The following is a 21,904-nucleotide window of genomic DNA, read 5'->3' as shown; positions in this document are numbered from 1 at the left end:
CCGCTCGCTCGAACCTGACCTAGAGAATCATGGGTGATTCGCCTTGTCCAGAGGCAAAGGTAAAAATCCATTAACTATTTATATTTTCGTATTTTTCGGGCGATTCGAATCGCCGGGCGAGGCGGCCGCCGCATGGTGCGCGACGGCCGGACCAAGCAAAATCACCCTTTGAGCGTGCGCTCGACGATATCGCGCACGTCGGTGGAAAGGTCGGGCGCCCGCTCGATCTCGATCAGGGCAGCGCGGGCGTGATCGGCGCGTATCGGTTCCAGCGAGCGCCAGGAACGCATCGAGGTGAGAATGCGGGCTGCAAGCTGCGGGTTGCGGCCGTCGATCTCCAGAATCTGACCGGCGAGGAAGCGATAGCCTTCGCCGTCGGCCCGCCCGAAACCGGTCGGATTGCCAAAGGCGAAGGTTCCGACCAGCGCCCGCATCCGGTTCGGGTTGGTCCGCTTGAAAAGCGGGTTCTCCATCAAGCCGCGCACGCGGTCCAGCGCCTTTGCGCCCGGAATGCCGGCCTGGATCGTGAACCATTTGTCGATGACGAGTGCGTTTTCGGCAAAGCGGTCGCGGAAGGCGGCCAGCGCCTCGCTTGTCTCCGCACTGTCGGGGAAACGATGGGCGAGGATCGTCAGCGCATGGCTGAGGTCGGTCATGTTGTCGGCTGCATCAAAGGCTGCCTTGGCGCGCGCAGGTGTCTGTTCGGCGTGCGAGAGATAGGTCAGCGCGCTATTGCGCAACGCTCGCAGGCCGGCGCTCTTGGCATCCGGGCTGAAGCCGCCAGATGTCGCCATCGCCGCGTAGAGGCCGGCAAAGACATCCTTTCCGGCATCGGCGATCTGTTTGAGGATCGCCTGCCGGCCGGCATGGATGGCGTCGGGATCGTTGTTGCCGCCGAGTTCGCGGGCAATATCGGATTCGCTCGGCAGCGCCAGCGCCTGGGCGCGGAAGGCCGGCTCGAGGCTTTCGTCGGCGGCCGCCGCAATCAGCGTCTCGACGAAGGTCGGCTCGCAGACGACCGGCTTGCCCTCGCGCGCTTCGCGGGCAGCTTTCAGAAGGTTCGGGAGCGCCAGATCGGTCAGTGCCTGCCAGCGGGCGAAATGATCGGTCTCATGGCGGGCGAGATGGGCGAGATCGGCCGGGCTTTGATCGAAATGCAGGTTGATCGGCGCCGAGAAGCTGCGGTTGATCGAGACGACCGGGCGCGAGCCGACGCCATGAAACACCGCCGTCTGCGTGCGGCCGGTCAGGTGCAGCACCTCGCCGGCATATTCGGCGCCGTCGACCGAGCTTGGCGCGATCTTGCCGCCGTTTTCGCCGAAGAGCGCCAGGCTGAGCGGGATATGCATCGGTTCCTTGCTCGACTGGCCGGGTGTAGCAGGCGTCATCTGTTCGAGCGACAGGGTGAAGGTGCCGGCCGCCGGATCATAGCTGCCCGATGCGGTGACGAGCGGGGTGCCGGCCTGATGGTACCAGAGCGAGAATTGCGTGAGGTCGCGCCCGCTTGCATCCTCGAAGCATTTGACGAAATCCTCGATCGTCACCGCCTGCCCGTCATGGCGGTCGAAATAGAGGTCCATGCCCTTCTTGAAGCCGTCTCTGCCGAGCAGCGTCGCGATCATCCGCGTGACTTCGCTGCCCTTCTCGTAGACGGTCCTCGTGTAGAAATTGTTGATCTCGCGATATGTCGTCGGCCGCACCGCGTGGGCGAGCGGGCCGCCATCCTCCGGAAACTGCTCGGACTTCAGGTGGCGCACATCGGCGATGCGCTTGACCGGGCGCGATCGCTGGTCGGAGGAAAATTCCTGGTCGCGATAGACCGTCAGGCCTTCCTTGAGGCACAGCTGGAACCAGTCGCGGCAGGTGATGCGGTTGCCGGTCCAATTGTGGAAATATTCATGCGCGATGACCGCTTCGATATTGGCGTAGTCGGCGTCGGTCGCGGTCTCGGGATCGGCAAGGACGTATCTGTCGTTGAAGACGTTGAGGCCCTTGTTCTCCATCGCCCCCATGTTGAAGTCGGAGACGGCGACGATCATGAAGATGTCGAGATCATATTCGCGCCCGAACCTCTCTTCGTCCCACGCCATCGAACGCTTCAGCGCGTCCATGGCATAGGCCGCGCGCGGCTCCTTGCCGTGCTCGACATAGATCTTCAGCACCACTTCGCGGCCCGACATGGTGATGAAGGTGTCTTCGACGACGCCGAGATCGCCGGCAACGAGGGCAAAAAGATAGCTCGGCTTCGGATGCGGGTCGAACCAGGCGGCGAAATGCTTGCCGGGGCCATAGCCGGCGCCGCCGAGGAAGTTGCCGTTCGACAGGAGCAGCGGATTGGCCTCCTTGTCGGCGATGATGTTGACGGTGAACGGCGCAAGCACGTCGGGCCGGTCGGGGAAATAGGTGATGCGGCGGAAGCCCTCCGCCTCGCACTGCGTGCAGTAGATGCCGCCGGTGCGATAGAGGCCCATCAGCTGGGTATTGGCCTCGGGATTGATGATCGTGGTGATCGTCAGCTCGAAGGGGGCGCTCTCCGGCAGGTCGCGCACCGTCAGGCTTTCCGGCGTCGCATCATAACGCGAAGGGTCGAGCTCCACCTGGTCGAACAGCAGCCCCGCCAGCGTCAGCTCGTCGCCGTCGAGCACGATCGGCGCGGTAATGTCGGCGCCCGGGCGACGGTGAAAGATCAGACGGGCTTCGACCTTTGTCTCCGTCGGATCGAGTTCGAAGGTCAGGTCCACGCGTTCCAGCACGAAGTCGGTGGGACGGTAATCTGCCAGATGGATGACCTGGCCGGTATCTGTTCGCATGGTGTTTCCTGAAGACCGTTATTTGACAACCGCGGATACAGAGGCGGGCGCACTCTGCCTAAATTGCCGGGCATGATTACATTAAAGTCTGAACTAAAGTTAAAGCAAATTGCCCGCGAACACGAAGTTTACGGGCAAAATATCCTGTTCGAAACGGATGGATGCGGCGGCCGGGAGAAAGGCCGCTATTTCAGATTGAGCGCGACATTGATCGTCGCGTCGCTTTCGGTCTGCTGCACGACGACGCCATCCCAGCCGAGGCCGTCGTAATCCTCGTCGCAGACGGTGCGCGCGAAGGCGACGATCGAGCCGTTATTGTCGAAATAGCTGCCTTTTGCCCGGATTTTCCGGTTTTGCTTGAGGATTGGCCGATGACAACGCCGCCGTCTTCAGACGCGCGAAGCATGCCGTAAACTTTGAACTCCTGCGTAATCATCCTGAGGTCGATTCCGATTTAAGGATTATGCAGCGGGATTTTCTTTCGCTACGATGGGGCTCATCTTCTGCGTTCCCGAGTCGAACGCGTTTCCCCTTCGTTCAAGTCAGCATTAGAGCCAGGATCATGCACTCGGTTCTCAGAAACCCGATGAGAGGCATTGCGCTGAAAGTCTCGTCGGTCGTGGTCTTCCTGGCCATGCAGACCTGCATCAAGCTGGCCGGCCCGGATATTCCGCCGGGCCAGGTCACCTTCTGCAGGTCCTTCTTCGCGCTCTTCCCGATCATGGCCTATCTCGCCTATATCGGACAGCTGCGCGCAGCCTTCCACACCGCCAATCCGGTCGGCCACCTGAAGCGCGGCACGATCGGCATCCTGTCGATGGCTTTCGGTTTTTACGGCCTCCTGCACCTGCCGCTGCCGGAGGCGATTGCGCTCGGCTACGCATTGCCGCTCGTCGCCGTGATCTTCGCCGCGGTTTTTCTCGGCGAGACCGTGCGCATCTATCGCTGGAGCGCCGTTCTGGTCGGTATGGCCGGCGTTGCCATCATCTCCTGGCCGAAGCTCACCCTGTTTCGCGACGGCGGCATGGAAACCGAACAGGCCGTCGGCGCGCTGTGCGTGCTGTTTTCGGCGGTTCTCGGCGGCATGGCGATGATCCAGGTGCGTCGCCTCGTCGAAGAGGAGAAGACGGCGACAATCGTGCTGTACTTTTCGCTCACCGCATCGGTCTTCTCGCTGGCTTCGCTGCCTTTCGGCTGGCTCGTCCTGCCGTGGCCGTCGGCGCTTTTTCTGATCGCTGCCGGCTTTTGCGGTGGTGTCGCGCAGATCCTGCTGACCGAAAGCTACCGCCATGCCGACGTCTCCACCATCGCCCCGTTCGAATATACGTCGATCCTGCTTGGCGGCATCGTCGGCTACTTCGTCTTCAGTGATGTGCCGAGCGTCACCATGCTGATCGGCACCGTTATCGTCGTTGCTGCCGGTATCTTCATCATCTATCGCGAGCATCAGCTGGGTATCGAACAGCGCGAGGCCCGCAAGGCGACGACGCCGCAGGCCTGAGGTCCAAGGCGGGAATGGTCATTTCTTAGGATGGCGTCGACCTGCGGAATATGATTGTTGAACATGAGATACTATCATTTATTCAACGCTGTGCACGGCTGACAGGCCGCTGCCACCGCGGCTTTCGATATTACTGCTCCGAACGCTGGCCTGCGAGCGGAGGTGGAGAAAAGCATAATGGCGTTCACGGCGGAGCAATTGGCGGGGAACTGCTCCTTTCTGACCAGTATTCGCTTTCTGGCCGGGCAGACGCGCGGCATGTTCGATGCCGGCCCGCGTCTGGCGCGATTGCTCGCCTCCCACCAGCGCTGGCTGCTGACCCAGACCGCCTATGCCCTCCACCTGGAATATGATCCGCGCGACCCGACCTCGGGTCTTACCGCCGTTCGGCTGACCGGCCGCATCACCGCCCACAAGGTGGCCAGCCGTAACACGGTGCTCGCCTTCATCGAAGAGCTCTTTACCTACCGCTTCATCACCCATACGCCCGGCGACGAGCGGCGCCGGCCGCGCCATTTCGACCCCGCCAATGTCAGCCACCAGGCGATGTTTGCCTGGATTCATGCCAATCTCGCCGCGCTCGACCTGCTCGACGCCGGTGAACGGGCGGCTGTTTTCCAGGCAAATCCATCATTGATGAGGCTCGTTCAGCCGCGCATTGCCCGCCACTGCCTGGAAGATGCCGCCTGGCGCGAGCCGCCGGAGCAGGTGGCGTTGTTCCTCTGGACCGAAGCCGGCGGCCTCGTCGTCGACAACTTCATCGCCAGGATGGATCCGGAAGACACCGGCGCGGGCAAGTTTCTCGTCGGCCGCGTCGAAACCCGCGCGCTTGCCGCCGATTTCATGATGTCGCGCACGCACCTGCAGCGGCTCCTGGCAAAGGCGGCGCAGCGCGGCTGCGTCGGCTGGCATGATGAGCCGCGCAGGACGCATCTGTGGATATCGCGGCATTTCGTCGAGGAATATTGCGCCTGGCAGGCGGTCAAGTTCGCCTATGTCGACGAAGCCTTCGAATGGGCGAAGGCCCGGATCGACGCGCTGGCGGTGTGATTACAGGACGATCGCTGCTGAGCCCGCGCCAAGATCCGCGGCGGCATTGGCCGGCTTTACCGAGAGCTCGCGCTCATATTCGCGCGCGGCGCAGACCGCGGCGCGGATATGCTCGAAGGTTTCGATGTTGCGCAGAAGCGATAGCAGGATCGTTGACATAAGTTACTCTGACATTTAAAAGGCAGCAAAATCAAAGCGCTACAGCAACATCTGCACGTCTGGAGAGATGCGCGGCGCTGTAGCGGCTGCCGCTCAGTATTGCTGGAAGTCCGAAAAAATGGCGTTCGGGCGCCCCGTGCGGCTGTTGATGCCGGTGCCGCGGGCAATCATCTGTTCGTTCGTGGCGAAGCCGAAGCGGCTGTAGCCATGTGTGGAGCGAAGCTGGTCGCCGGCAAGGCGAAGGGTTTCAAACCCGGAATGAATAGGACGAAATCTCTTGTTCATGGCCTTGGTTCCTGTGATTCCTCCCAAGACACAGGCTTATATTGCAGTGCAACATAGATTCTACAATGCATGCTGGCGCGATGCAGCCATGCGAAAAGTGCATGGCGTTCTTCATGAATTATTCAACTTCGGCTAATTTCTGAGCAGAGAGAGGGATTTGAGTTTCGCCTGAAAGGCGAGAAGATCGTTCCAGGCCAGCCGCTTGTTGACGGGTGCGGTCAACAGATCCTGGGGATGCAGGCTGGCGATGGCCGGAATGGCGCGATCGGCGATGACGATGTCCTTCCAGTGGCCGCGCAGGCCGTGAATCGTATCGTTTTCCCCGAGGAAGAACCGTGCCGCGAAATTGCCGAGCAGCAGGATTGCCTGCGGTTCGGCGAGCGCGATCTGTCGTTCGATGAAGGGCCGGCAGATGTCGATCTCGGCCGCCGACGCCGCCCGGTTACCGGGCGGGCGCCAGGGAATGACCTGCGTCAGCAGAACGCTCGAGCGGTCCAGCCCGATCGCTGCCAGCATCTTGTCGAACAACTGGCCGGACTTTCCCGAGAAGGGCAGGCCTTCCCGATCGTCTTCGGCGCTCGGCGCCGAGCCGATCACCATGATGCCGCTTTCGGCGTCACCGCTGGCAAAGATGGTCGAGCGGGCGCTGTGCTTGAGATTGCAGCCGTTGAAGGCTTCGATCGCGGTCTTGAGCTCTGCCAGCGATCGCGCCGCTTCGGCGACGAAGCGCGCCTGCTGCACAGCCTCGCCGTCGGGGATCGCCGGTTGCGGGCCGGAGACCGGGGCCGGACGCGCTGCTGCCGTCGGGCGCTGCGATGTCTGGCGTTCTCCGCTGCTTGGGCGCTCCCCGGCCGCTGGACGTTCCTGCTGCGTCGACGCTGGACGGCGCGCCGCCTTCATCGCCTCGAACTCGGCGAAGCGGTCGACCGCCTCTTCCTCCAGCAGCCACTCCACGCCGGCATCCGCATGGAAATGCAGAAGCGCTGCCAGCTCGGCGGGGGAAAGGTCGTTGGCGGAGATCATGCGGCAAGCTTAACGGAGAGAAATGGGCATTGAAAGGGCGGGCGGCACATTGGCCGCTCCTGCCGGCTTTATTGCACAGTCCATTGCGCGATGTCGTCGCGCTCGCCGATCAGCGCCAGGCCATGGGCGATCGACAGCAGTTCGCCGCCGCTTTCGATCCGGTCGCGCTCGAAGCGCTCGGTGAAGATGCGGCGCACCGCCGGCACGAAGGAGGTGCCGCCGGTGAGGAACACTTTGTCGATCTCGGCAGCCTTCGTCTCGGTCTTGTCGAGCACCTCGTCGAGCGCGGCTTCGATGCGGGCGAGATCCTCGGCGATCCAGCCTTCGAAATCGCTGCGCTTGATGCTGCGGTGTCCGCCGCGGCCAAGCGGCGCGAAATCGAAAGGCGCCTCCTCGGCGGCCGAGAGTGCCATCTTCGTCGCCGAGACCGCCTGGTAGAGTGGGTAGCCTTCGTCATGGTCGATGAGATCGATAAAGATCTCGAGCTTTTCCGGCTCCAGGCTGGTGCGCACCAGCTTCTTCAGATCGTCGAATTCACGCGTGGTCTTGAAGATCGACAGCTGGTTCCAGCGGCCGAAGCTGGAATAATAGTTGGACGGCACTTCGAGAACCTTGTCGAAGCTCTTGAAATGGCTGCCCTTGCCGATCAGCGGCGCGACGATGTTGTCGATCATCCGGTAGTCGAAATGGTCGCCGGCGACGCCGACGCCGGAATGGCCGATCGGCGTTGCCGTCAGCCTGCCGGCGACGGTCTCGAAGCGGATCAGCGAATAGTCGGTGGTGCCGCCGCCGAAATCGGCGACCAGCACGGTCGCATCCTGCTTCAGGTTCTGCGCGAAATAGAAGGCGGCGGCGACCGGCTCGTAGACATAGTGGATTTCGGGAAAACCGAAGCGCGACAGTGCCTCGTTGTAGCGTTCGGTCGCCAGATCAGGATCCGGGCTGGCGCCGGCGAAATGCACCGGACGGCCGGTGACGATGCGGCTGACATCGGAAGGCCAGCTGTCGCCGGCATAGTTGCGCAGGCGCCGCACGAAGATCTCCATCAGATCTTCGAAATTATGGCGCTTGGCGAAGATCAGCGTGCCCTGGAACAGCGCGCTTGCGGCAAAGGTCTTGATCGATTGCAGGAAGCGGCATTCGCCGGGATTGTCGATGAATTGCCGGATCGCCGCATGGCCTGCCTCCACCTTCAGCGCCGAGGCGCCGAGCTGGGCATCCTTCATGAAGGACAGCGCCGTGCGCATGCTGTCGGCGGTTCCTGCCGTGCTCGTGAACGCCATCGAGCGCGTTGCCCCGCCATCCGCCATGGCGAGAACCGTATTCGTCGTGCCGAAGTCGAAACCCAGCGCCTGAGCCATGCCCGCACCTCTTCATGCCGATTGTCATTGGGGACGGAGCATCGCTCCGTGAAGGGCGAAAGGACGCCCGGATTCAGGAGGGCGGGTGATGCCACAGAGGCGTGACACATTCAAGAGGATCGAAAGTTGATGGGATCGAAGGCGCACGTGTTCTCCCCGGGGGAAGAAGTCTTCTCCCCTGGGGAAGAAGTGTTCTCCCTGGGGGAGAAGACGTGCGCCGCAAGGGCTGGCGATACCGAAGTCAGAGGGCCGTCATCATTCGGCAGCCATTGCCCTGGCCTCCTGCAACTCCGGCGCCTCGACCTTCGTGCCGCCCATCAGCCGGCCGAGGAAGTTTCCGAACCGGTCCATCTCGACGAAGATAACAGGGGTGATGAACAGCGTCAGCAACTGCGAGACAACGAGGCCGCCGACGACGGCGATGCCGAGCGGCTGGCGCAGCTCCGAGCTTGCGCCGGTGCCAAGCGCGATCGGCAGGGCGCCGAGCAGGGCGCAGAAGGTCGTCATCATGATTGGCCGGAAGCGGCGCACGCAGGCCTCGTGGATCGCCGCCGTCGCCTTTTCGCCGGTTGTGCGCATGGTGTCCACCGCCACGTCGATCATCATGATCGCGTTCTTCTTGACGATGCCGATCAGCATCAGCAGGCCGATCAGGGCGATGATTGACAGATCGAAGCCCATGATCTTCAGGGCCAGCAGCGCGCCGAAGGCGGCGGCCGGCAGGCCGGAGAGAATGGTGAGCGGATGGATGAAGCTTTCATAGAGCACGCCGAGCACGACATAGATGGTCAGGACGGCCGCAAGGATCAGGTAGGGCGTATTGCCCTGCGACTGCTGGAAGATTTCGGCCGTACCGCCATAGGAGGTGAAAACATCGGTCGGCAGGCTGATCTCCTTCTTGATCTGGTCGATCGCCGCCGTCGCGTCGCTGAGCGAGACGCCCTCCGGCAGGTTGAAGGAGACGGTGGTCGAGACGAGCTGGCCGGTCTGATTGATGGTGACCGGGCCGGTGGTGCGCTCGACATGCGCGAAATTCGAAAGCGGCACCAGGCTGCCATTCGACGAGGCGACACGGATTTCCGCCAGTTTCTGGTCGTCCCAGGGTTTGCTCGTGTCGTATTCGACGATGACGTCGTAGCTGTCGCCGGTCGACTGGATTTCCGCCGCCGTATATCCGCTGAAGGATTCCTGCAGCGTCGTGCGCAGCGTATCATTGTCGATCCCATAAGCGGCCGCCCGCTCGGTATCGATGACGATATTGGCCTGCAGGGCGTTGTTCTGGGCGTCCGAGGTGACGTCGGTGAACAGCCGGTCCTTGCGCATCGCCGCCTGGATCTTGCCGGCCCAGAGGTTGGTCTGGTCGGCGCTCAGCGCCTGGATCACCAGCTGATACTGGCTGGCGGTCTGGCGGCCGCCGAACCGCAGGCTCTGGTTCGGCGTCACGAAGGCCTGCAATCCGGGGATCTTGTTGATCGCCGTGCGCAGCTCGCGCAGCGTCTGGTCGAGCGGCGGACGCTCCTTCTTGTCCTTGAGCTCGACGAACATCGAGCCGTTGTTCTGCGGCTTGTTCGGGTTGCCGCCGATCGTCGACATCACGTGGTTGACCGCCGGGTTTGCCTTGACGGCGGCTGCCGCCTGCTGCTGCAGCGCCTCCATTGCCGAGTAGGAAATATCCTGGCGGGCCTGGGTGCTGATCGTCAGGCGGCCGATGTCCTCCTGCGGGAAGAAGCTCGTCGGCAGCGTCATGAAGAAATAGATCGTCAGCGCCACCGAGCCGAGGAACACGCCGAGGATCGTCACGCGATGACGCAGGCACCAGCCGACCGCTCTGTCGTAGCCGCTGAGCGTCCGCTCGAAACCCGCATCGAAGAGGCGGATCAGGAGCGGCGGCCGGCTGTGATTGTTGGAGAGGCGCGAACCGAGCATCGGCGTCACGGTCAGCGAGACGATGGCCGACGAGATGATGGCGATGGCGACCACCATGCCGAATTCGTTGAACACGCGACCGACGACGCCGCCCATCAGCAGGATCGGGATAAAGACGGCGGTCAGCGAAACCGACATGGAAATGATGGTGTAGCTGACTTCGCCCGCTCCCTTGATCGCCGCTTCCCGCACCGGCATGCCTTCCTCGACATGGCGCAGGATGTTTTCGAGCATGACGATCGCGTCGTCGACCACCAGCCCCACCGCGAGCGTCAGCCCGAGCAGCGAGATATTGTCGATGCTGTAGCCGAGCACATACATCATGCCGAAGGTCGAAATCAGCGACAGCGGAACGGCGAGCCCCGGAATGATCGTCGCCGTCGCATGGCCGGTGAAGAGATAGATGACCAGAACGACGAGGCCGATTGTCAGGAACAGCGTGAATTTCACGTCGGCGATGGCCGCACGGATCGGTTTTGCGGCGTCGTTCATGACGACAGTCGTGACCGAAGCCGGGATTTCGGCGTGAAGCTGCGGCAGCTTGGCGTTGATCGCGTCGACGACGTCGACCGTATTGGCATCCGGCTGGCGCTGGATGGCGAGGATGATGCCGCGCTGGCCGTCATACCAGCTGCCGGTATACTGGTTCTCGACGCCGTCCTGCACGTCGGCGACATCGCCGAGATGGATCGGCGCGCCGTTCGGATTGGCAATGACCAGCGAGCGGAATTGTTCGGCATTGGTGCGCTGCGTATTCGCCGTGATGGTCATGCTCTGCGCGTTGTTCTGCAGCGTGCCCACGGGCTGCTGGCTGTTGGCGGCAGAAAGCGCCTTGTTGACGGTGTCGATGCCGATGCCGCGGGTGAGCAACTTGTTGGGATCGACCTCGACGCGCACCGCATAGGTCTGCGCCCCGAAGACGCTGACCTGGGCAACGCCCGGGAGGGTGGAAAGCGACGGCGAGATGATGTCTTCGGCGATCTCGTCGAGCTTGCTGCGCGGCATGGTGTTGCTCTGCACCGAGAGCAGCATGACCGGCGCATCGGCCGGGTTGGTCTTGCGATAGCTCGGCGGCGTGGTCAGATTGTCGGGCAGCTGCCGGGTGGCGTGCGAGATCGCCGCCTGCACGTCGGCCGCGGCCGCGTCGATATCACGGTTGAGGTCGAACTGCAGCACGATGCTGGTGCTGCCGAGCGAGCTCGAGGCGCTAATCTCGCTGATGCCGGGAATGGTCTCGAACTGCTTGATCAGCGGCGTGGCGACCGACGTCGCCATCGTCTGCGGCGAGGCGCCGCTCAGCTGTGCCGAAACGTTGATCGTCGGAAAATCGACCTGCGGCAGGGCCGCGACCGGCACGAGCCGGTAACCGGCAAGGCCGGTCAGAATGACGCCGATGGCAAGCAGCGTCGTGGCGACCGGGCGCTGGATGCAGAAATTCGGGATCATTGCTGCGCTCCCACCGTGATCGTCTCGGACTGCTGCGGCTGCCGAGGCGCGTCGGCGGAGGCGACATTGAGCGCCTTTTCGTCGAACTCTTCGTGGATCGCCTGCTGATCGCTGAGCTGGCCCTGGCCCTCGACGACGACATGGTCGCCTTCGGAAAGCCCCGATTCGATGGCGGTGAAGCCGCCATTGGCGCGGGCGACGGTGACCGGCGTCAGATGCGATTTGCCGTCCTTGGCGATGAAGGCGAAGAAACCGTCGGGGCCGGGGCTGACGGCAACCGTCGGCACCACCACCTGCTGTTCCTTGCTGTTGAAATGCACGACGATATTGACCGACTGGCCGGGCCAGAGCGCGCCGGAGGCGTTCTCGAATTTCGCCTTGGCGAGGATCGTGCCCGAGGCCGTATCGACCGTGTTGTCGTAGAAGCTGATCTCGCCCTTGCGGACCTGGCCCTTGGTGGAATTGGGCGCCGTGCTGACCTCGACCGGTCCGGCTGCGAGTGCCTTCTTCAGCTCGCGCAGATAACGTTCCTGCAAGTGGAATTTCACATAGATCGGATCATATTTGGCGATGGTGACGATGGCCGCGCCGGCATTGAGGAAGGCACCCTTGCTGACGGCGATATCGCCGAGCCGGCCGTCGAAGGGCGCGCGGATATCGGTATGCTCGAGCAGGATCTGATCGGAGGCAAGTGTTGCCTTATCCGCATCGACCATCGCGGCGGCAGTGTCGCGGGCGGCTCTCGCCTGATCGAGGCTCTGCTGGGTGCCGGCCTTCTGGTCGAACAGATCCTGGGCACGCACCAGCGCGGTCTCGGCCTCCGAAAGCGTCGCCGTGTCGCGCACGATCATCGCATTGTCCTTGTCGACGGCCGCCTTGGCCGTCCGGTCGTCGAGCTTGGCGATCAGGTCGCCGGCCTTGACGGTCGCCCCGTCCTGCGCCGCGATGCTGACGATCAGCCCCTGTTCCTGTGCGGCGACGGTCGTGTTGTCATCGGCATCAGCCCAGCCGGACGCCGTCACATCCATCGGCAGCGTCGTTTTGACGGCTGCGACTGTTTTGACGACGGTCGGGCCGCCACCGCCGCGTCTGCGCCCGCCGCCCTGATGCTGTCCGCCGTCCTGGGCCTGGTCGGCCTGCCCCTGCTGGCCATTGCCGCCGGCCGGCTGCCGGATCAGCTCCGACAGGTAGGGAATATGCGAGGCATAGGGGATCATATTGCCGAATTGCCAGAGGCCGACGGCGGCAACGGCGATAATACTGACGGTGATCCAAAATTTCTTCATGGGGCGGGACCGGGTTGAGCAAGGGTTGCGAATTTTATGCTCCGATTGAGCCGCTTATATTGCGGCGCAAAAAAGACATAATTCCCCGGTCGCGATCACTAAGTGGTTATAACGGCTTAAAATTTTGTAATGAATATTCCGTAATATTCAAACTATACTAATATAATAGGAGTGCGCTCGACGCGGCTCCGTGGCGGCATTGCCGGCGGTCCGCGGCGCAGGCTGATGCCGTTCCCGCACCGGATCGCAGCACGCAAAGAACGGCGGAAAAACAGAGGAGGCAGGTCGTCATGACTGAGTTGGACGCCAGCGAATTTCGCTCGCTCATCATAAGGGTGTTTCCCCAACTAACGGCCTCCGTCTTCAAGCTGGCGGCGAAGGGCTGGGATTCGATGGCGGTCGACGTCGACGACACGCTGATCTTCAAGTTTCCGCGCCACCTCGGCGCCGAAAGGGCGCTGGTGAGGGAAGCCGCCCTGCTCGACATCATCAGGCCGTCGCTGTCGATTGCGGTTCCCGACATGCGCATACACGACGGCCCGCCGATCTTCTCCAGCCACGCCAAGCTGGAGGGCGAACATCTTATTGCCGAAGATTACGACGCGCTCGGGGAGGGCGACCGCCAGCGCCTGGCGGATGATCTCGCGCGCTTTTACGCCGAGCTGCATGCGCTCGACGCTGACCGCCTGCGCGCGGCCGGCGCAACGGCGATCCAGCCGTGGCAATCGCCGGACGTGGTGCGAAAGAAGGCTTTGCCGCTGCTGCCGGCTGACATCCAGCGCTTTGCCGAGGTCGTCATTTCGGATTTCGAATTTCTGCCGCCGGATCCCTACGGCAAGGTCTACGGCTTTTTCGACGGCCACGGCTGGAACATGGCCTTCGACTTCCGGCAGGGCAGGCTCAACGGCCTTTACGATTTCGCCGATTCCGGTTTCGGGCCGTTGCACCGGGAGTTCGTCTATTCGAACTTCATCTCGCCCGATCTGACCGCGCGCATCATCTCGGCCTATGAAATCCTGACCGGCCGCCGGCTCGACCGGCGGCGCATCGCGATCATGACCGGTTTCCACCGGCTTTCCGAACTCGCCGAATTTGCCGACGATCCGGGGAATGTCGAGCAGATGATCCGCAGCGCGACGAGCTGGGCTGCTCAGGCGGCCCGCGCCTGAGCAGCCTCTGACTAGACCGATCGCGCCGCGCCGCCGTCGCAGCGGATGAGCGAGCCGGTGATGTAGCTTGCCGGCTGGCTGCAGAGGAAGGCGGCCGTTGCGGCAAACTCCTCCACCCGGCCGTAGCGGCCGACTGGAATGCGCGCCTCCTTGTCGGCGCGGATCTCCTCGAGGCTTTTGCCGGTGCGCTTTGCTGCGGCGCCATCGAGATCGTCGAGCCGCGCCGTCAGAATACTGCCGGGCAGGAGCAGGTTGGTGGTGATGCCGAAGCTCGCCACTTCGGCGGCAAGCGTCTTGCTCCAGCCGGCAAGCGCCGGGCGCAGCGTATTCGACAGCGCCAGGTTGGCGATCGGTTCGATCACGCCCGATGAGGCGACCGTCAGGATGCGGCCCCAGCCCTGCGCTTTCATATCAGGCAGCAGTGCATTGGTAAGGGTGATCACGCGGGCGACCATGGAGAGGAAGTAGGCTTCGAGCTTTTCGGCCGTCATCTCCTCGGTCGTGCCGGGCGTCGGTCCGCCGGTATTGTTGACGAGGATATCGAGGCCGCCGAACTTGTCCTTTACGGCCGTCGTCGCCGTCTCGACGAAGCGCTCGTCTGCGAGGTCGGCCCAGGTCCAGTCAGCCCGGCCATTGCCTTCGCTGTTGATTGCCTTGCAATTGGCCTCGAGCTGCTCGCCGCTGCGCCCGCAGAGCAGCACGTTGGCGCCCTCCCGCGCCAACGCCACGCCAATGCCGAGGCCGAGCCCGCGTGAGGAGGCGAGAACGAGTGCCCTTTTGCCCTTGATGCCGAGATCCATGATATCCTCCGATGTCTTCGAGCGATGTATAAGGCGCAGGCGACGAAAAAGGAAAGGGAGAGCGGTAACCCGACCGGGGTTTCCCAATTGACGTTAACGTAAGCGTTATTATAAATTTTCGATCGGCTGAATATCATTGTGCGAATTGAGGATTGGCTGTCGCATCCCGGCTCGACAATGCTTCGTCGTTTTGACAAGACAGGGACCATGGGATGATGGCCACAGGTGGCCAAGCGGAGACGAATGAATGACCGAGACGACTGAGCTGCCCGAGCGCGAGAGCATGGAATTCGACGTCGTGATCGTCGGAGCAGGCCCTGCCGGGCTTGCGGCGGCGATCCGGCTGAAGCAGGTCAATCCGGAATTGTCGGTCGTCGTGCTGGAGAAGGGGGCCGAGGTCGGCGCCCATATTCTCTCGGGCGCCGTCGTCGATCCCATCGGCATCGATCGGCTGCTGCCCGGCTGGCGCGATGAGGCCGATCATCCCTTCAAAACTGAGGTGACAGACGACCAGTTTCTGCTGCTCGGCCCGGCCGGCTCGATCCGCCTGCCGAATTTCATGATGCCGCCGCTGATGAACAATCACGGCAACTACATCGTCTCGCTCGGCAATGTCTGTCGCTGGCTGGCCGGCAAGGCCGAGGAGCTCGGCGTCGAGATCTACCCGGGCTTTGCCGCAACCGAGGTGCTCTACGACGACAAGGGCGCGGTGAACGGCGTTGCCACCGGCGACATGGGCATCGAGAAGAACGGCGAGCCGGGTCCCAACTATACCCGCGGCATGGAGCTGCGCGGCAAATACACGCTGATCGGCGAGGGCGTGCGCGGCTCGCTCGCCAAGCAGCTGATCGCCAAGTTCGCCCTGCAGAAGGATCGCGAGCCGCAGAAATTCGGCATCGGCATCAAAGAGCTCTGGCAGGTTAAAGCGGAGCACCACAAACAGGGCCTGGTGCAGCACTCCTTCGGCTGGCCGCTCGGCATGAAGACCGGCGGCGGCTCCTTCCTCTATCACCTCGAGGACAATCTGGTGGCGGTCGGCTTCGTCGTTCACCTCAATTACAAGAACCCCTATCTCTACCCGTTCGAGGAGTTCCAGCGCTTCAAGACCCATCCGGCGATCCGCGGCACTTTCGAGGGCGGCAAGCGGCTCTCCTATGGGGCGCGCGCCATCACCGAAGGCGGTTACCAGTCGGTGCCGAAGCTCTCCTTCCCCGGCGGAGCGCTGATCGGCTGTTCGGCCGGTCTCGTCAACGTGCCGCGCATCAAGGGCAGCCACAATGCGGTGCTGTCGGGCATGCTGGCGGCCGAGAAGCTGGCGGCGGCGATTGTATCAGGCCGCAGCCATGACGAAGTCGTCGAGATCGAGAACGACTGGCGCCAGGGCGACATCGGCCGCGATCTCAAGCGGGTCCGCAACGTCAAGCCACTGTGGTCGAAGTTCGGCACCGCCCTCGGCGTGGCACTCGGCGGCCTCGACATGTGGACCAATACGCTGTTCGGCTTTTCCTTCTTCGGCACGCTGAAACACGGCAAGACCGATGCGCAGTCGCTGGAGCCGGCCTCGCAGCACAAGCCGATCGCCTATCCGAAGCCGGATGGTGTGCTGACCTTCGACCGTCTGTCCTCGGTGTTCCTGTCGAACACCAATCACGAGGAAGACCAGCCGGTGCACCTGCAGGTCAAGGACATGGCGCTGCAGAAGAGCTCCGAGCTCGGCATCTATGCCGGCCCGTCGACCCGTTACTGTCCGGCCGGCGTCTATGAATGGGTGGAGAAGGATGGCGACAAGGCCTTCGTCATCAACGCCCAGAACTGCGTGCACTGCAAGACCTGCGACATCAAGGATCCCAACCAGAACATCAACTGGGTGCCGCCGCAGGGCGGCGAGGGACCGGTCTATCCGAATATGTGAGGGCGATTGCCGGCTGCGGCCGGCAATTTCACCCGCTGACGCCTTCGTGATCATATTCCCACGGCCGTCCTTAGCGATTCATTAACCATAATTTCCTTAGCTTGCGACATCGTGTTGACGCACTAAGGACACATTCATGACGATCTCCCGTCGCGGCTTTCTGATCGCTCTGCCGCTCTTTGTTGCCGGCTGCTCTTCGACCGGTCTCAACAGCCAGACGAATTACGCTGCGCTTCCGGACGAAAAATTTCCGCTGAAGCAGGTGCCGATCGACAAGATCAAGCCGGAGCTGCGCCGCCAGGAGGTGGCTTACGAAAGCTCTCACGCGCCGGGCACGATCGTCATCGACACACCCGCGCGTCGCGCCTACTACGTTCTCGGTGACAACAGGGCGATGCGCTATGGCGTCGGTGTCGGCCGCGAAGGGCTGGCATTTGCCGGCAATGCCTATATCGGCCGCAAGGCCGAATGGCCGAGCTGGACCCCCACGGAAAACATGCAGCGCCGTGAGGAGCGCTACCGCCGGCTTGCCGGCGGCATGCCGGGCGGCCCGAACAACCCGCTCGGCGCGCGGGCGATGTATCTCTATCGCGGCGGCAACGATACCCATTTCCGCATCCATGGCACCAACCAGCCGGAATCGATTGGGCTGGCGATGTCGAGCGGCTGTATCCGCATGATGAATCATGACGTGATCGACCTCTATAGCCGCGTCGAAGTCGGCGCCAGGGTTGTCGTCATCCAGGCTTGAGCGGCTAAAGCGGACCCATCAAAAAAGCCGCCGCAGTCCTGGCTGCCGGCGGCTTTTGGCTTGGCGCCGACGTTGGCGCGTCAGCGGCGGCGTGCGGCAATCCCCGTCGAGAGCGCCACGCCGATGCCGGTGATGACGGCGGCGCTGATTTCGGCTGTGCCGACCGTTTCGCGGAGCAGGAAGCCGCCCCCGAGCGTCGCCAGAACCGGCGTCAGCGCCGTGAAGGCGGCGGCCTGCGTTCCGCCGAGGGTGCGGACGGCCGTGCCATAGGCGACCATGGCGACGAGACCGGAAAGAATGCCCTGGCTCAACACCTGCAGGCCAATTTCGGGAAGCGTCGCTTGCGGCAGTGAGATGCCGAAGACGAGGGCCAGCACAGCCATGATCAGGAAAGACCAGACGGCAATCAACGCGCTGGCCTGAATGGCGGTCAGGCCCGAGCGGCGGAAAGCATGCGTATAGCTTGCCCAGAGCACGGCGCCAGCCGGCAGCAGGACAAAGCTCGTCCAGGGCAGGGAGGCATCGCCAAGGCTGCGGGCGAGCAGGATGAGAACACCGCCGACGATCGCCAGCAGCCCGGCGATGCGCGTGACATCGGGCCGCTCCCGAAACAGCAGAATGCCGATCAATGCCGTGGCAAGCGGCATCGAGCCGCCGAGCAGGATGCCCGAAGAGGCGGCCGGCGTGGAGTGAATGGCAAGGGTCGTCACCAGGAAGAAGATTGCGCCGCAGCCGGCGACCATGATCGTCAGCACATGCAGCGGCAGCCCCTTCGGCAGCAGGCCGATCCGAAGCCAGACGGGCGAAAGCACGAGCGCCGGAATGCCGAAGCGGATGAGGCCGATATCGACTGGGCCGAGCGAGGTCGCGGCGCTGTGGCGTGTCGCCAGAAACCAGGTCGCCCAGATCAGCACGGTAATCGTGCCGGCGGCATAACCGAGGGACTGCGAAGGCAATTTGTCGTTTGAAAATGCGATCGTGCTCATCGTCCTAATCCTTTCCTCCGTCCGGATCCTGTCCGGTTGAAGGAAAGATTAACGCCAGATGCCGGGGCATGTCCTTGCTATCTGTGGCTGGAAATTCGTGCTATACGCAATCTTCTGCCAAATGATGCCAATGGATATTATGAAAATGCCAAATCTCGATAAATTCGATATCGCCATCCTGAAATGCCTGCAGGAGGATGCGCGTGCCACCAATGTCGAGATCGCCGAGAAGGTCAATCTTTCCCCGTCGCCCTGCCTGCGCCGCATCCGCAATCTCGAACGCTCCGGCATCATCCGCGGTTACACCGCCGATATCGACCGCAAGGAAGTCGGTCTCGGCCTGACGGTCTTCGTCGAATTCAAGGTCGTCCACCACAGCCGCGAGAATTCCGAGGCGCAGCAGAAGGCGCTGCTTGCCATCCCCGAGATCGTCTCCTGCTTCCTGATCTCGGGAACGGCCGATTTCCTCGCCGAAGTGGTGGTGGAGGATCTCGCCGCCTATGAGCGGCTGCTAACGGAGACGCTGCTGACGCTGCCGAACGTCAGCGACATCCGGTCGAACTTCGCCATCCGCAGCATCAAGACGCACGGGCCGCTGAAGCTGCCCGAGGGAAAATGATTTCTCGGCCTAGTGCTCGGAGCCCGCCGCAGCCTCTCCGTCCCTCGCTCCGCTCTCGCAGGGCACGTCCCCTCTCCCCGTTTGACAAGGAGAGGGCTAGGGTGAGGGGCAAATCCCAGGCGCTACAGCAGCGTCCCGCTGAGGATGAGCAGCGCCACCGAGAAGTAGATGACGAGCCCGGTGACGTCGACCAGCGTGGCGACGAAGGGGGCCGAGGCGCTGGCCGGATCGAGCCGCAGCTTCTGCAGCACGAAGGGCAGCATCGAGCCGCAGATCGAGCCGAAGGTGACGATCCCGATCAGAGCGGCAAACACCGTGATGGCCACCATCTGCCAGTGCGGGCCGTAGTCGTAGAGCCCGGCGGTCTGCCAGAAGACGATGCGGATGAAGCCGACGAGGCCGAGGATCGCGCCGAGCACGATGCCGGTCGGCAGTTCGCGGAAGAGCACCTTCCACCAGTCCGAAAGCTTCAGCTCGCCGAGCGCCAAGGCCCGGATGATCAGCGATGTCGCCTGCGACCCGGAATTGCCGCCCGAGCTCATGATCAGCGGGATGAACAGAGTCAGCACCACGGCCTTTTCCAGCTCGCCCTCGAAATGCTGCATGGCGCTTGCCGTCAGCATTTCGCCGAGGAAGAGTGCGGCAAGCCAGCCGGCGCGCTTGCGGATCATGCCGGCGAAGCCGATCTTCATATAGGGCTGGCCGAGCGCCTCCATGCCGCCGAACTTCTGGGCCGCTTCCGTCGTATCGGCGATCATCGTATCGATCACGTCGTCGACGGTGACGATGCCGAGCATCCGCCCATGTTCGTCGGTCACAGGCAAAGCGAGCAGATCGTGCTTGCGGATCAGCCGGGCGACATCCTCCTGCTTCATCAACGGATCGGCCGCAACCGGAACGCCCTTCTGCGCCACCGTAAGAATGGAAGCACCGGGCTCGCCGGTGATCAGGCGGCGCAGCGTCACCACATGCATGAGGGCATGGCTTGCCTCGTCGAGCACATAAATGGCGTAGACGGTCTCGCGCGAACGTTCGACCTGGCGCACATGGTCGAGCGTCTGGCCAACGGTCCAGCTGTCAGGCACGCTGACGAACTCCGTCGTCATGATGCCGCCGGCGGTGCGCGGCGGATAGCCCATCAGGTGCTGGATGGCGATGCGCACCGGCTCGTCGAGGCTGGCGAACAGCCGGGCGCGGGTCTCGCCGTCGAGTTCGAGCAGCACGTCGGCGACGCGGTCGTTGGACATGCCGTGCAGCAGCCGTGCGGCATCCTCGGCGCTCAGCAGCGCCAGGATCTGCGCCGCGTTGCGAAGCTCCGGCCGGTCGAGAATGTTGACGGCATAGTCGAGCGGCATGCCGGTCAGCACGCGGCCGGCATCCTGGACGGTGAGTGCGTTCAACGCGTCGACGCGCTCGGCGATCGTTGCACCGCGGCTGTTGTTGATGAAGGCACGGGCGGCATGGCCTGCCCGAAGAGGGAAGCGATTGATATTCATTGAGGCTCGCCTTTCCGTCGATCCGCCGTAGCGTCCCGACGGGCGAGCCGACAGGAGTCGGTCAGCGCACGAGGGCCGCGTACGGCAAGGGCAATCGACTGCTACTGTCGCTTGGCATCTGAGTGATGGCTCCGTTGAAATCCGTGGAAGACAGGTGTCATCCACGTGTCATGCTAGGTGGTCCCAAACGCGGAATAAGTCAAGCGGGAGAAATGCTTAACGCCAGAATGTCGCACCCCGCGCGATGCGACACCCAATGTTCCTTGATTGCGTCTTACAGCCCCTTACGAGAAGTTAGGCGTGCCGTCAAAATCCGGCAAGCACCGCCTTGCCCTTCATCCGGCCGCTTTCGACCATCATATGCGCCTTCTTCAGGTTGGCCGCGTTGATCGGACCGACGATCTCGGAAAGCGTCGTGCGGATTTTGCCGGCGTCGACGAGCTCGGAAACCTTGTTCAACAGCTTGTGCTGCTCGATCATGTCGGGCGTGCCGAAAAGCGGGCGGGTGAACATCAACTCCCAATGGATGGAAACAGCCTTGCGCTTGAAAGGCACGATATCGAGCGCCTTCGGATCGTCGATCAGCGCAAAACGGCCCTGCGGTGCGATCGCTTCGACGATGTCGCCGATATGGCTGTCGGTATTGGTCGTCGAAAAGATGAAGCCGGGTGCGCCGAGGCCGAGCGCTGCCACCTGTGAGGCGATCGGCTTGGAGTGATCGACGACGTGATGCGCCCCGAGTTCCTTTACCCAGCCCTGTGTTTCCGGCCGTGACGCCGTGGCGATAACGGTCAGATCAGTGAGCGCGCGGACGATCTGGATGGCGATCGAGCCGACGCCGCCGGCGCCGCCGATAATGAGGATCGTGCGGGGCGCGCCCGCCACCGGGTCCATTACTTTCAGCCGGTCGAAAAGCGCCTCATAGGCGGTGATCGAGGTCAGCGGCAGGGCGGCTGCCGCCGCGAAATCGAGACTCGTCGGTTTCCTGCCGACGATGCGCTCGTCGACAAGATGGAACTCGGCATTGCTGCCCGGGCGGCTGATCACACCGGAATAAAAGACTTCGTCGCCCGGCCTGAACAAGGTGACATCGGTGCCGACGGCCCTGACGGTGCCGGCGGCATCCCAGCCGAGCACTTTGAGCTGGTCGGCCGGCGGTGCGGAATGGGCGCGCACCTTTACATCGACCGGATTGACGGAGATCGCCCGGATTTCGACGAGCAGATCGTGGCCGCTGGCCTCGGGCATCGGCAGATCGACATCGATCAACGAAGTGTCCGAGGTTATGGGTTGGGGCGTCTTGTAAGCAACGGCGCGCATCGGA

Annotated in this window: 17 protein-coding genes and 1 pseudogene; 6 read left to right on the top strand and 12 right to left on the bottom strand. The window is 62.9% G+C overall.

The window, feature by feature from the left end:
- Positions 1-161: 161 nt before the first annotated feature.
- Together pepN and K6M89_RS30920 are read right to left on the bottom strand one after the other, a co-directional pair.
- Complete coding sequence (pepN, locus tag K6M89_RS04690) at positions 162-2,810, bottom strand: aminopeptidase N (RefSeq protein ID WP_222138582.1); 2,649 nt, start codon at positions 2,808-2,810, stop codon at positions 162-164.
- A 185-nt stretch (positions 2,811-2,995) separates the two neighbouring features.
- Positions 2,996-3,151: pseudogene (locus tag K6M89_RS30920) on the bottom strand (methyl-accepting chemotaxis protein); the annotation flags it as partial.
- Between the two features lie 221 nt (positions 3,152-3,372).
- Between K6M89_RS30920 and K6M89_RS04685 the strand changes: the two are divergent.
- Together K6M89_RS04685 and K6M89_RS04680 are read left to right on the top strand one after the other, a co-directional pair.
- A complete protein-coding gene (locus tag K6M89_RS04685) occupies positions 3,373-4,311 on the top strand; it encodes a DMT family transporter (RefSeq protein WP_222138581.1) in 939 nt (312 codons plus the stop codon).
- A 177-nt stretch (positions 4,312-4,488) separates the two neighbouring features.
- Positions 4,489-5,361, top strand: a complete 873-nt coding sequence (locus K6M89_RS04680; protein WP_222138580.1) for a hypothetical protein — start codon at positions 4,489-4,491, stop codon at positions 5,359-5,361.
- Here the strand turns inward: K6M89_RS04680 and K6M89_RS04675 are convergent, their stop codons facing one another.
- From K6M89_RS04675 to K6M89_RS04650, 6 genes are all read right to left on the bottom strand, one after another.
- Positions 5,362-5,520 carry a hypothetical protein gene (locus K6M89_RS04675; protein ID WP_183840730.1) on the bottom strand — a complete coding sequence of 53 codons (159 nt, stop codon included), beginning with the start codon at positions 5,518-5,520 and terminating at the stop codon, positions 5,362-5,364.
- A gap of 93 nt (positions 5,521-5,613) precedes the next feature.
- Positions 5,614-5,805, bottom strand: coding sequence for a hypothetical protein (locus tag K6M89_RS04670; protein WP_222138579.1), 192 nt, complete (start codon positions 5,803-5,805; stop codon positions 5,614-5,616).
- Positions 5,806-5,937: 132 nt separating this feature from the next.
- Entirely contained in the window at positions 5,938-6,828 is an 891-nt protein-coding gene (locus tag K6M89_RS04665; RefSeq protein WP_222138578.1) for a uracil-DNA glycosylase, read from the bottom strand.
- A 68-nt stretch (positions 6,829-6,896) separates the two neighbouring features.
- Positions 6,897-8,189: an Hsp70 family protein gene (locus K6M89_RS04660; protein WP_222138577.1), complete on the bottom strand. Its 1,293-nt coding sequence runs from the start codon at positions 8,187-8,189 to the stop codon at positions 6,897-6,899.
- Positions 8,190-8,444: 255 nt separating this feature from the next.
- Positions 8,445-11,561, bottom strand: a complete 3,117-nt coding sequence (locus tag K6M89_RS04655; RefSeq protein ID WP_222138576.1) for an efflux RND transporter permease subunit — start codon at positions 11,559-11,561, stop codon at positions 8,445-8,447.
- A complete protein-coding gene (locus tag K6M89_RS04650) occupies positions 11,558-12,847 on the bottom strand; it encodes an efflux RND transporter periplasmic adaptor subunit (protein WP_222138575.1) in 1,290 nt (429 codons plus the stop codon). Before K6M89_RS04650 ends, K6M89_RS04655 begins: the two co-directional genes overlap by 4 nt.
- Positions 12,848-13,137: 290 nt before the next feature.
- Between K6M89_RS04650 and K6M89_RS04645 the strand changes: the two genes are divergently transcribed.
- Positions 13,138-14,016, top strand: a complete 879-nt coding sequence (locus tag K6M89_RS04645; RefSeq protein ID WP_222138574.1) for a phosphotransferase family protein — start codon at positions 13,138-13,140, stop codon at positions 14,014-14,016.
- Between the two features lie 11 nt (positions 14,017-14,027).
- On the opposite strand, the gene K6M89_RS04640 is transcribed toward K6M89_RS04645, so the two are convergent.
- Positions 14,028-14,816, bottom strand: coding sequence for an SDR family oxidoreductase (locus tag K6M89_RS04640; protein ID WP_222138573.1), 789 nt, complete (start codon positions 14,814-14,816; stop codon positions 14,028-14,030).
- Positions 14,817-15,063: 247 nt separating this feature from the next.
- On the opposite strand from K6M89_RS04640, the gene K6M89_RS04635 reads away from it, so the two are divergent.
- Together K6M89_RS04635 and K6M89_RS04630 are read left to right on the top strand one after the other, a co-directional pair.
- A complete protein-coding gene (locus tag K6M89_RS04635) occupies positions 15,064-16,728 on the top strand; it encodes an electron transfer flavoprotein-ubiquinone oxidoreductase (RefSeq protein WP_222138572.1) in 1,665 nt (554 codons plus the stop codon).
- Between the two features lie 136 nt (positions 16,729-16,864).
- Entirely contained in the window at positions 16,865-17,479 is a 615-nt protein-coding gene (locus K6M89_RS04630) for a L,D-transpeptidase (protein ID WP_064682023.1), read from the top strand.
- Between the two features lie 80 nt (positions 17,480-17,559).
- Here the strand turns inward: K6M89_RS04630 and K6M89_RS04625 are convergent, their stop codons facing one another.
- A complete protein-coding gene (locus K6M89_RS04625; RefSeq protein ID WP_222138571.1) occupies positions 17,560-18,465 on the bottom strand; it encodes a DMT family transporter in 906 nt (301 codons plus the stop codon).
- Positions 18,466-18,610: 145 nt separating this feature from the next.
- On the opposite strand from K6M89_RS04625, the gene K6M89_RS04620 reads away from it, so the two are divergent.
- Positions 18,611-19,084 (top strand): Lrp/AsnC family transcriptional regulator, encoded by a 474-nt coding sequence (locus tag K6M89_RS04620; RefSeq protein WP_003587651.1) that lies wholly within the window; start codon positions 18,611-18,613, stop codon positions 19,082-19,084.
- A gap of 122 nt (positions 19,085-19,206) precedes the next feature.
- On the opposite strand, the gene mgtE is transcribed toward K6M89_RS04620, so the two are convergent.
- Positions 19,207-20,580: a magnesium transporter gene (mgtE, locus tag K6M89_RS04615; protein WP_222138570.1), complete on the bottom strand. Its 1,374-nt coding sequence runs from the start codon at positions 20,578-20,580 to the stop codon at positions 19,207-19,209.
- A gap of 306 nt (positions 20,581-20,886) precedes the next feature.
- Positions 20,887-21,900, bottom strand: a complete 1,014-nt coding sequence (locus tag K6M89_RS04610; protein ID WP_222138569.1) for a zinc-binding alcohol dehydrogenase family protein — start codon at positions 21,898-21,900, stop codon at positions 20,887-20,889.
- Positions 21,901-21,904: the final 4 nt, after the last annotated feature.

The organism is Rhizobium croatiense (assembly GCF_019793465.1).
In the GTDB taxonomy this organism is placed as follows: Bacteria; Pseudomonadota; Alphaproteobacteria; order Rhizobiales; family Rhizobiaceae; genus Rhizobium; species Rhizobium croatiense.
This window is presented reverse-complemented; position numbering and strand designations above follow the sequence as displayed.

Excerpts from the sequence above, each read along its gene's own strand:
- K6M89_RS04670 (WP_222138579.1), bottom strand. The coding sequence starts at position 5,805 with ATGAACAAGAGATTTCGTCCTATTCATTCCGGGTTTGAAACCCTTCGC.
- K6M89_RS04665 (WP_222138578.1), bottom strand. The coding sequence starts at position 6,828 with ATGATCTCCGCCAACGACCTTTCCCCCGCCGAGCTGGCAGCGCTTCTG.
- pepN (WP_222138582.1), bottom strand. The coding sequence starts at position 2,810 with ATGCGAACAGATACCGGCCAGGTCATCCATCTGGCAGATTACCGTCCC.
- K6M89_RS04640 (WP_222138573.1), bottom strand. The coding sequence starts at position 14,816 with ATGGATCTCGGCATCAAGGGCAAAAGGGCACTCGTTCTCGCCTCCTCA.
- K6M89_RS04660 (WP_222138577.1), bottom strand. The coding sequence starts at position 8,189 with ATGGCTCAGGCGCTGGGTTTCGACTTCGGCACGACGAATACGGTTCTC.
- K6M89_RS04630 (WP_064682023.1), top strand. The coding sequence starts at position 16,865 with ATGACGATCTCCCGTCGCGGCTTTCTGATCGCTCTGCCGCTCTTTGTT.
- K6M89_RS04625 (WP_222138571.1), bottom strand. The coding sequence starts at position 18,465 with ATGAGCACGATCGCATTTTCAAACGACAAATTGCCTTCGCAGTCCCTC.
- K6M89_RS04650 (WP_222138575.1), bottom strand. The coding sequence starts at position 12,847 with ATGAAGAAATTTTGGATCACCGTCAGTATTATCGCCGTTGCCGCCGTC.
- K6M89_RS04620 (WP_003587651.1), top strand. The coding sequence starts at position 18,611 with ATGCCAAATCTCGATAAATTCGATATCGCCATCCTGAAATGCCTGCAG.
- K6M89_RS04655 (WP_222138576.1), bottom strand. The coding sequence starts at position 11,561 with ATGATCCCGAATTTCTGCATCCAGCGCCCGGTCGCCACGACGCTGCTT.
- K6M89_RS04610 (WP_222138569.1), bottom strand. The coding sequence starts at position 21,900 with ATGCGCGCCGTTGCTTACAAGACGCCCCAACCCATAACCTCGGACACT.
- K6M89_RS04635 (WP_222138572.1), top strand. The coding sequence starts at position 15,064 with ATGACCGAGACGACTGAGCTGCCCGAGCGCGAGAGCATGGAATTCGAC.
- mgtE (WP_222138570.1), bottom strand. The coding sequence starts at position 20,580 with ATGAATATCAATCGCTTCCCTCTTCGGGCAGGCCATGCCGCCCGTGCC.
- K6M89_RS04645 (WP_222138574.1), top strand. The coding sequence starts at position 13,138 with ATGACTGAGTTGGACGCCAGCGAATTTCGCTCGCTCATCATAAGGGTG.
- K6M89_RS04680 (WP_222138580.1), top strand. The coding sequence starts at position 4,489 with ATGGCGTTCACGGCGGAGCAATTGGCGGGGAACTGCTCCTTTCTGACC.
- K6M89_RS04675 (WP_183840730.1), bottom strand. The coding sequence starts at position 5,520 with ATGTCAACGATCCTGCTATCGCTTCTGCGCAACATCGAAACCTTCGAG.
- K6M89_RS04685 (WP_222138581.1), top strand. The coding sequence starts at position 3,373 with ATGCACTCGGTTCTCAGAAACCCGATGAGAGGCATTGCGCTGAAAGTC.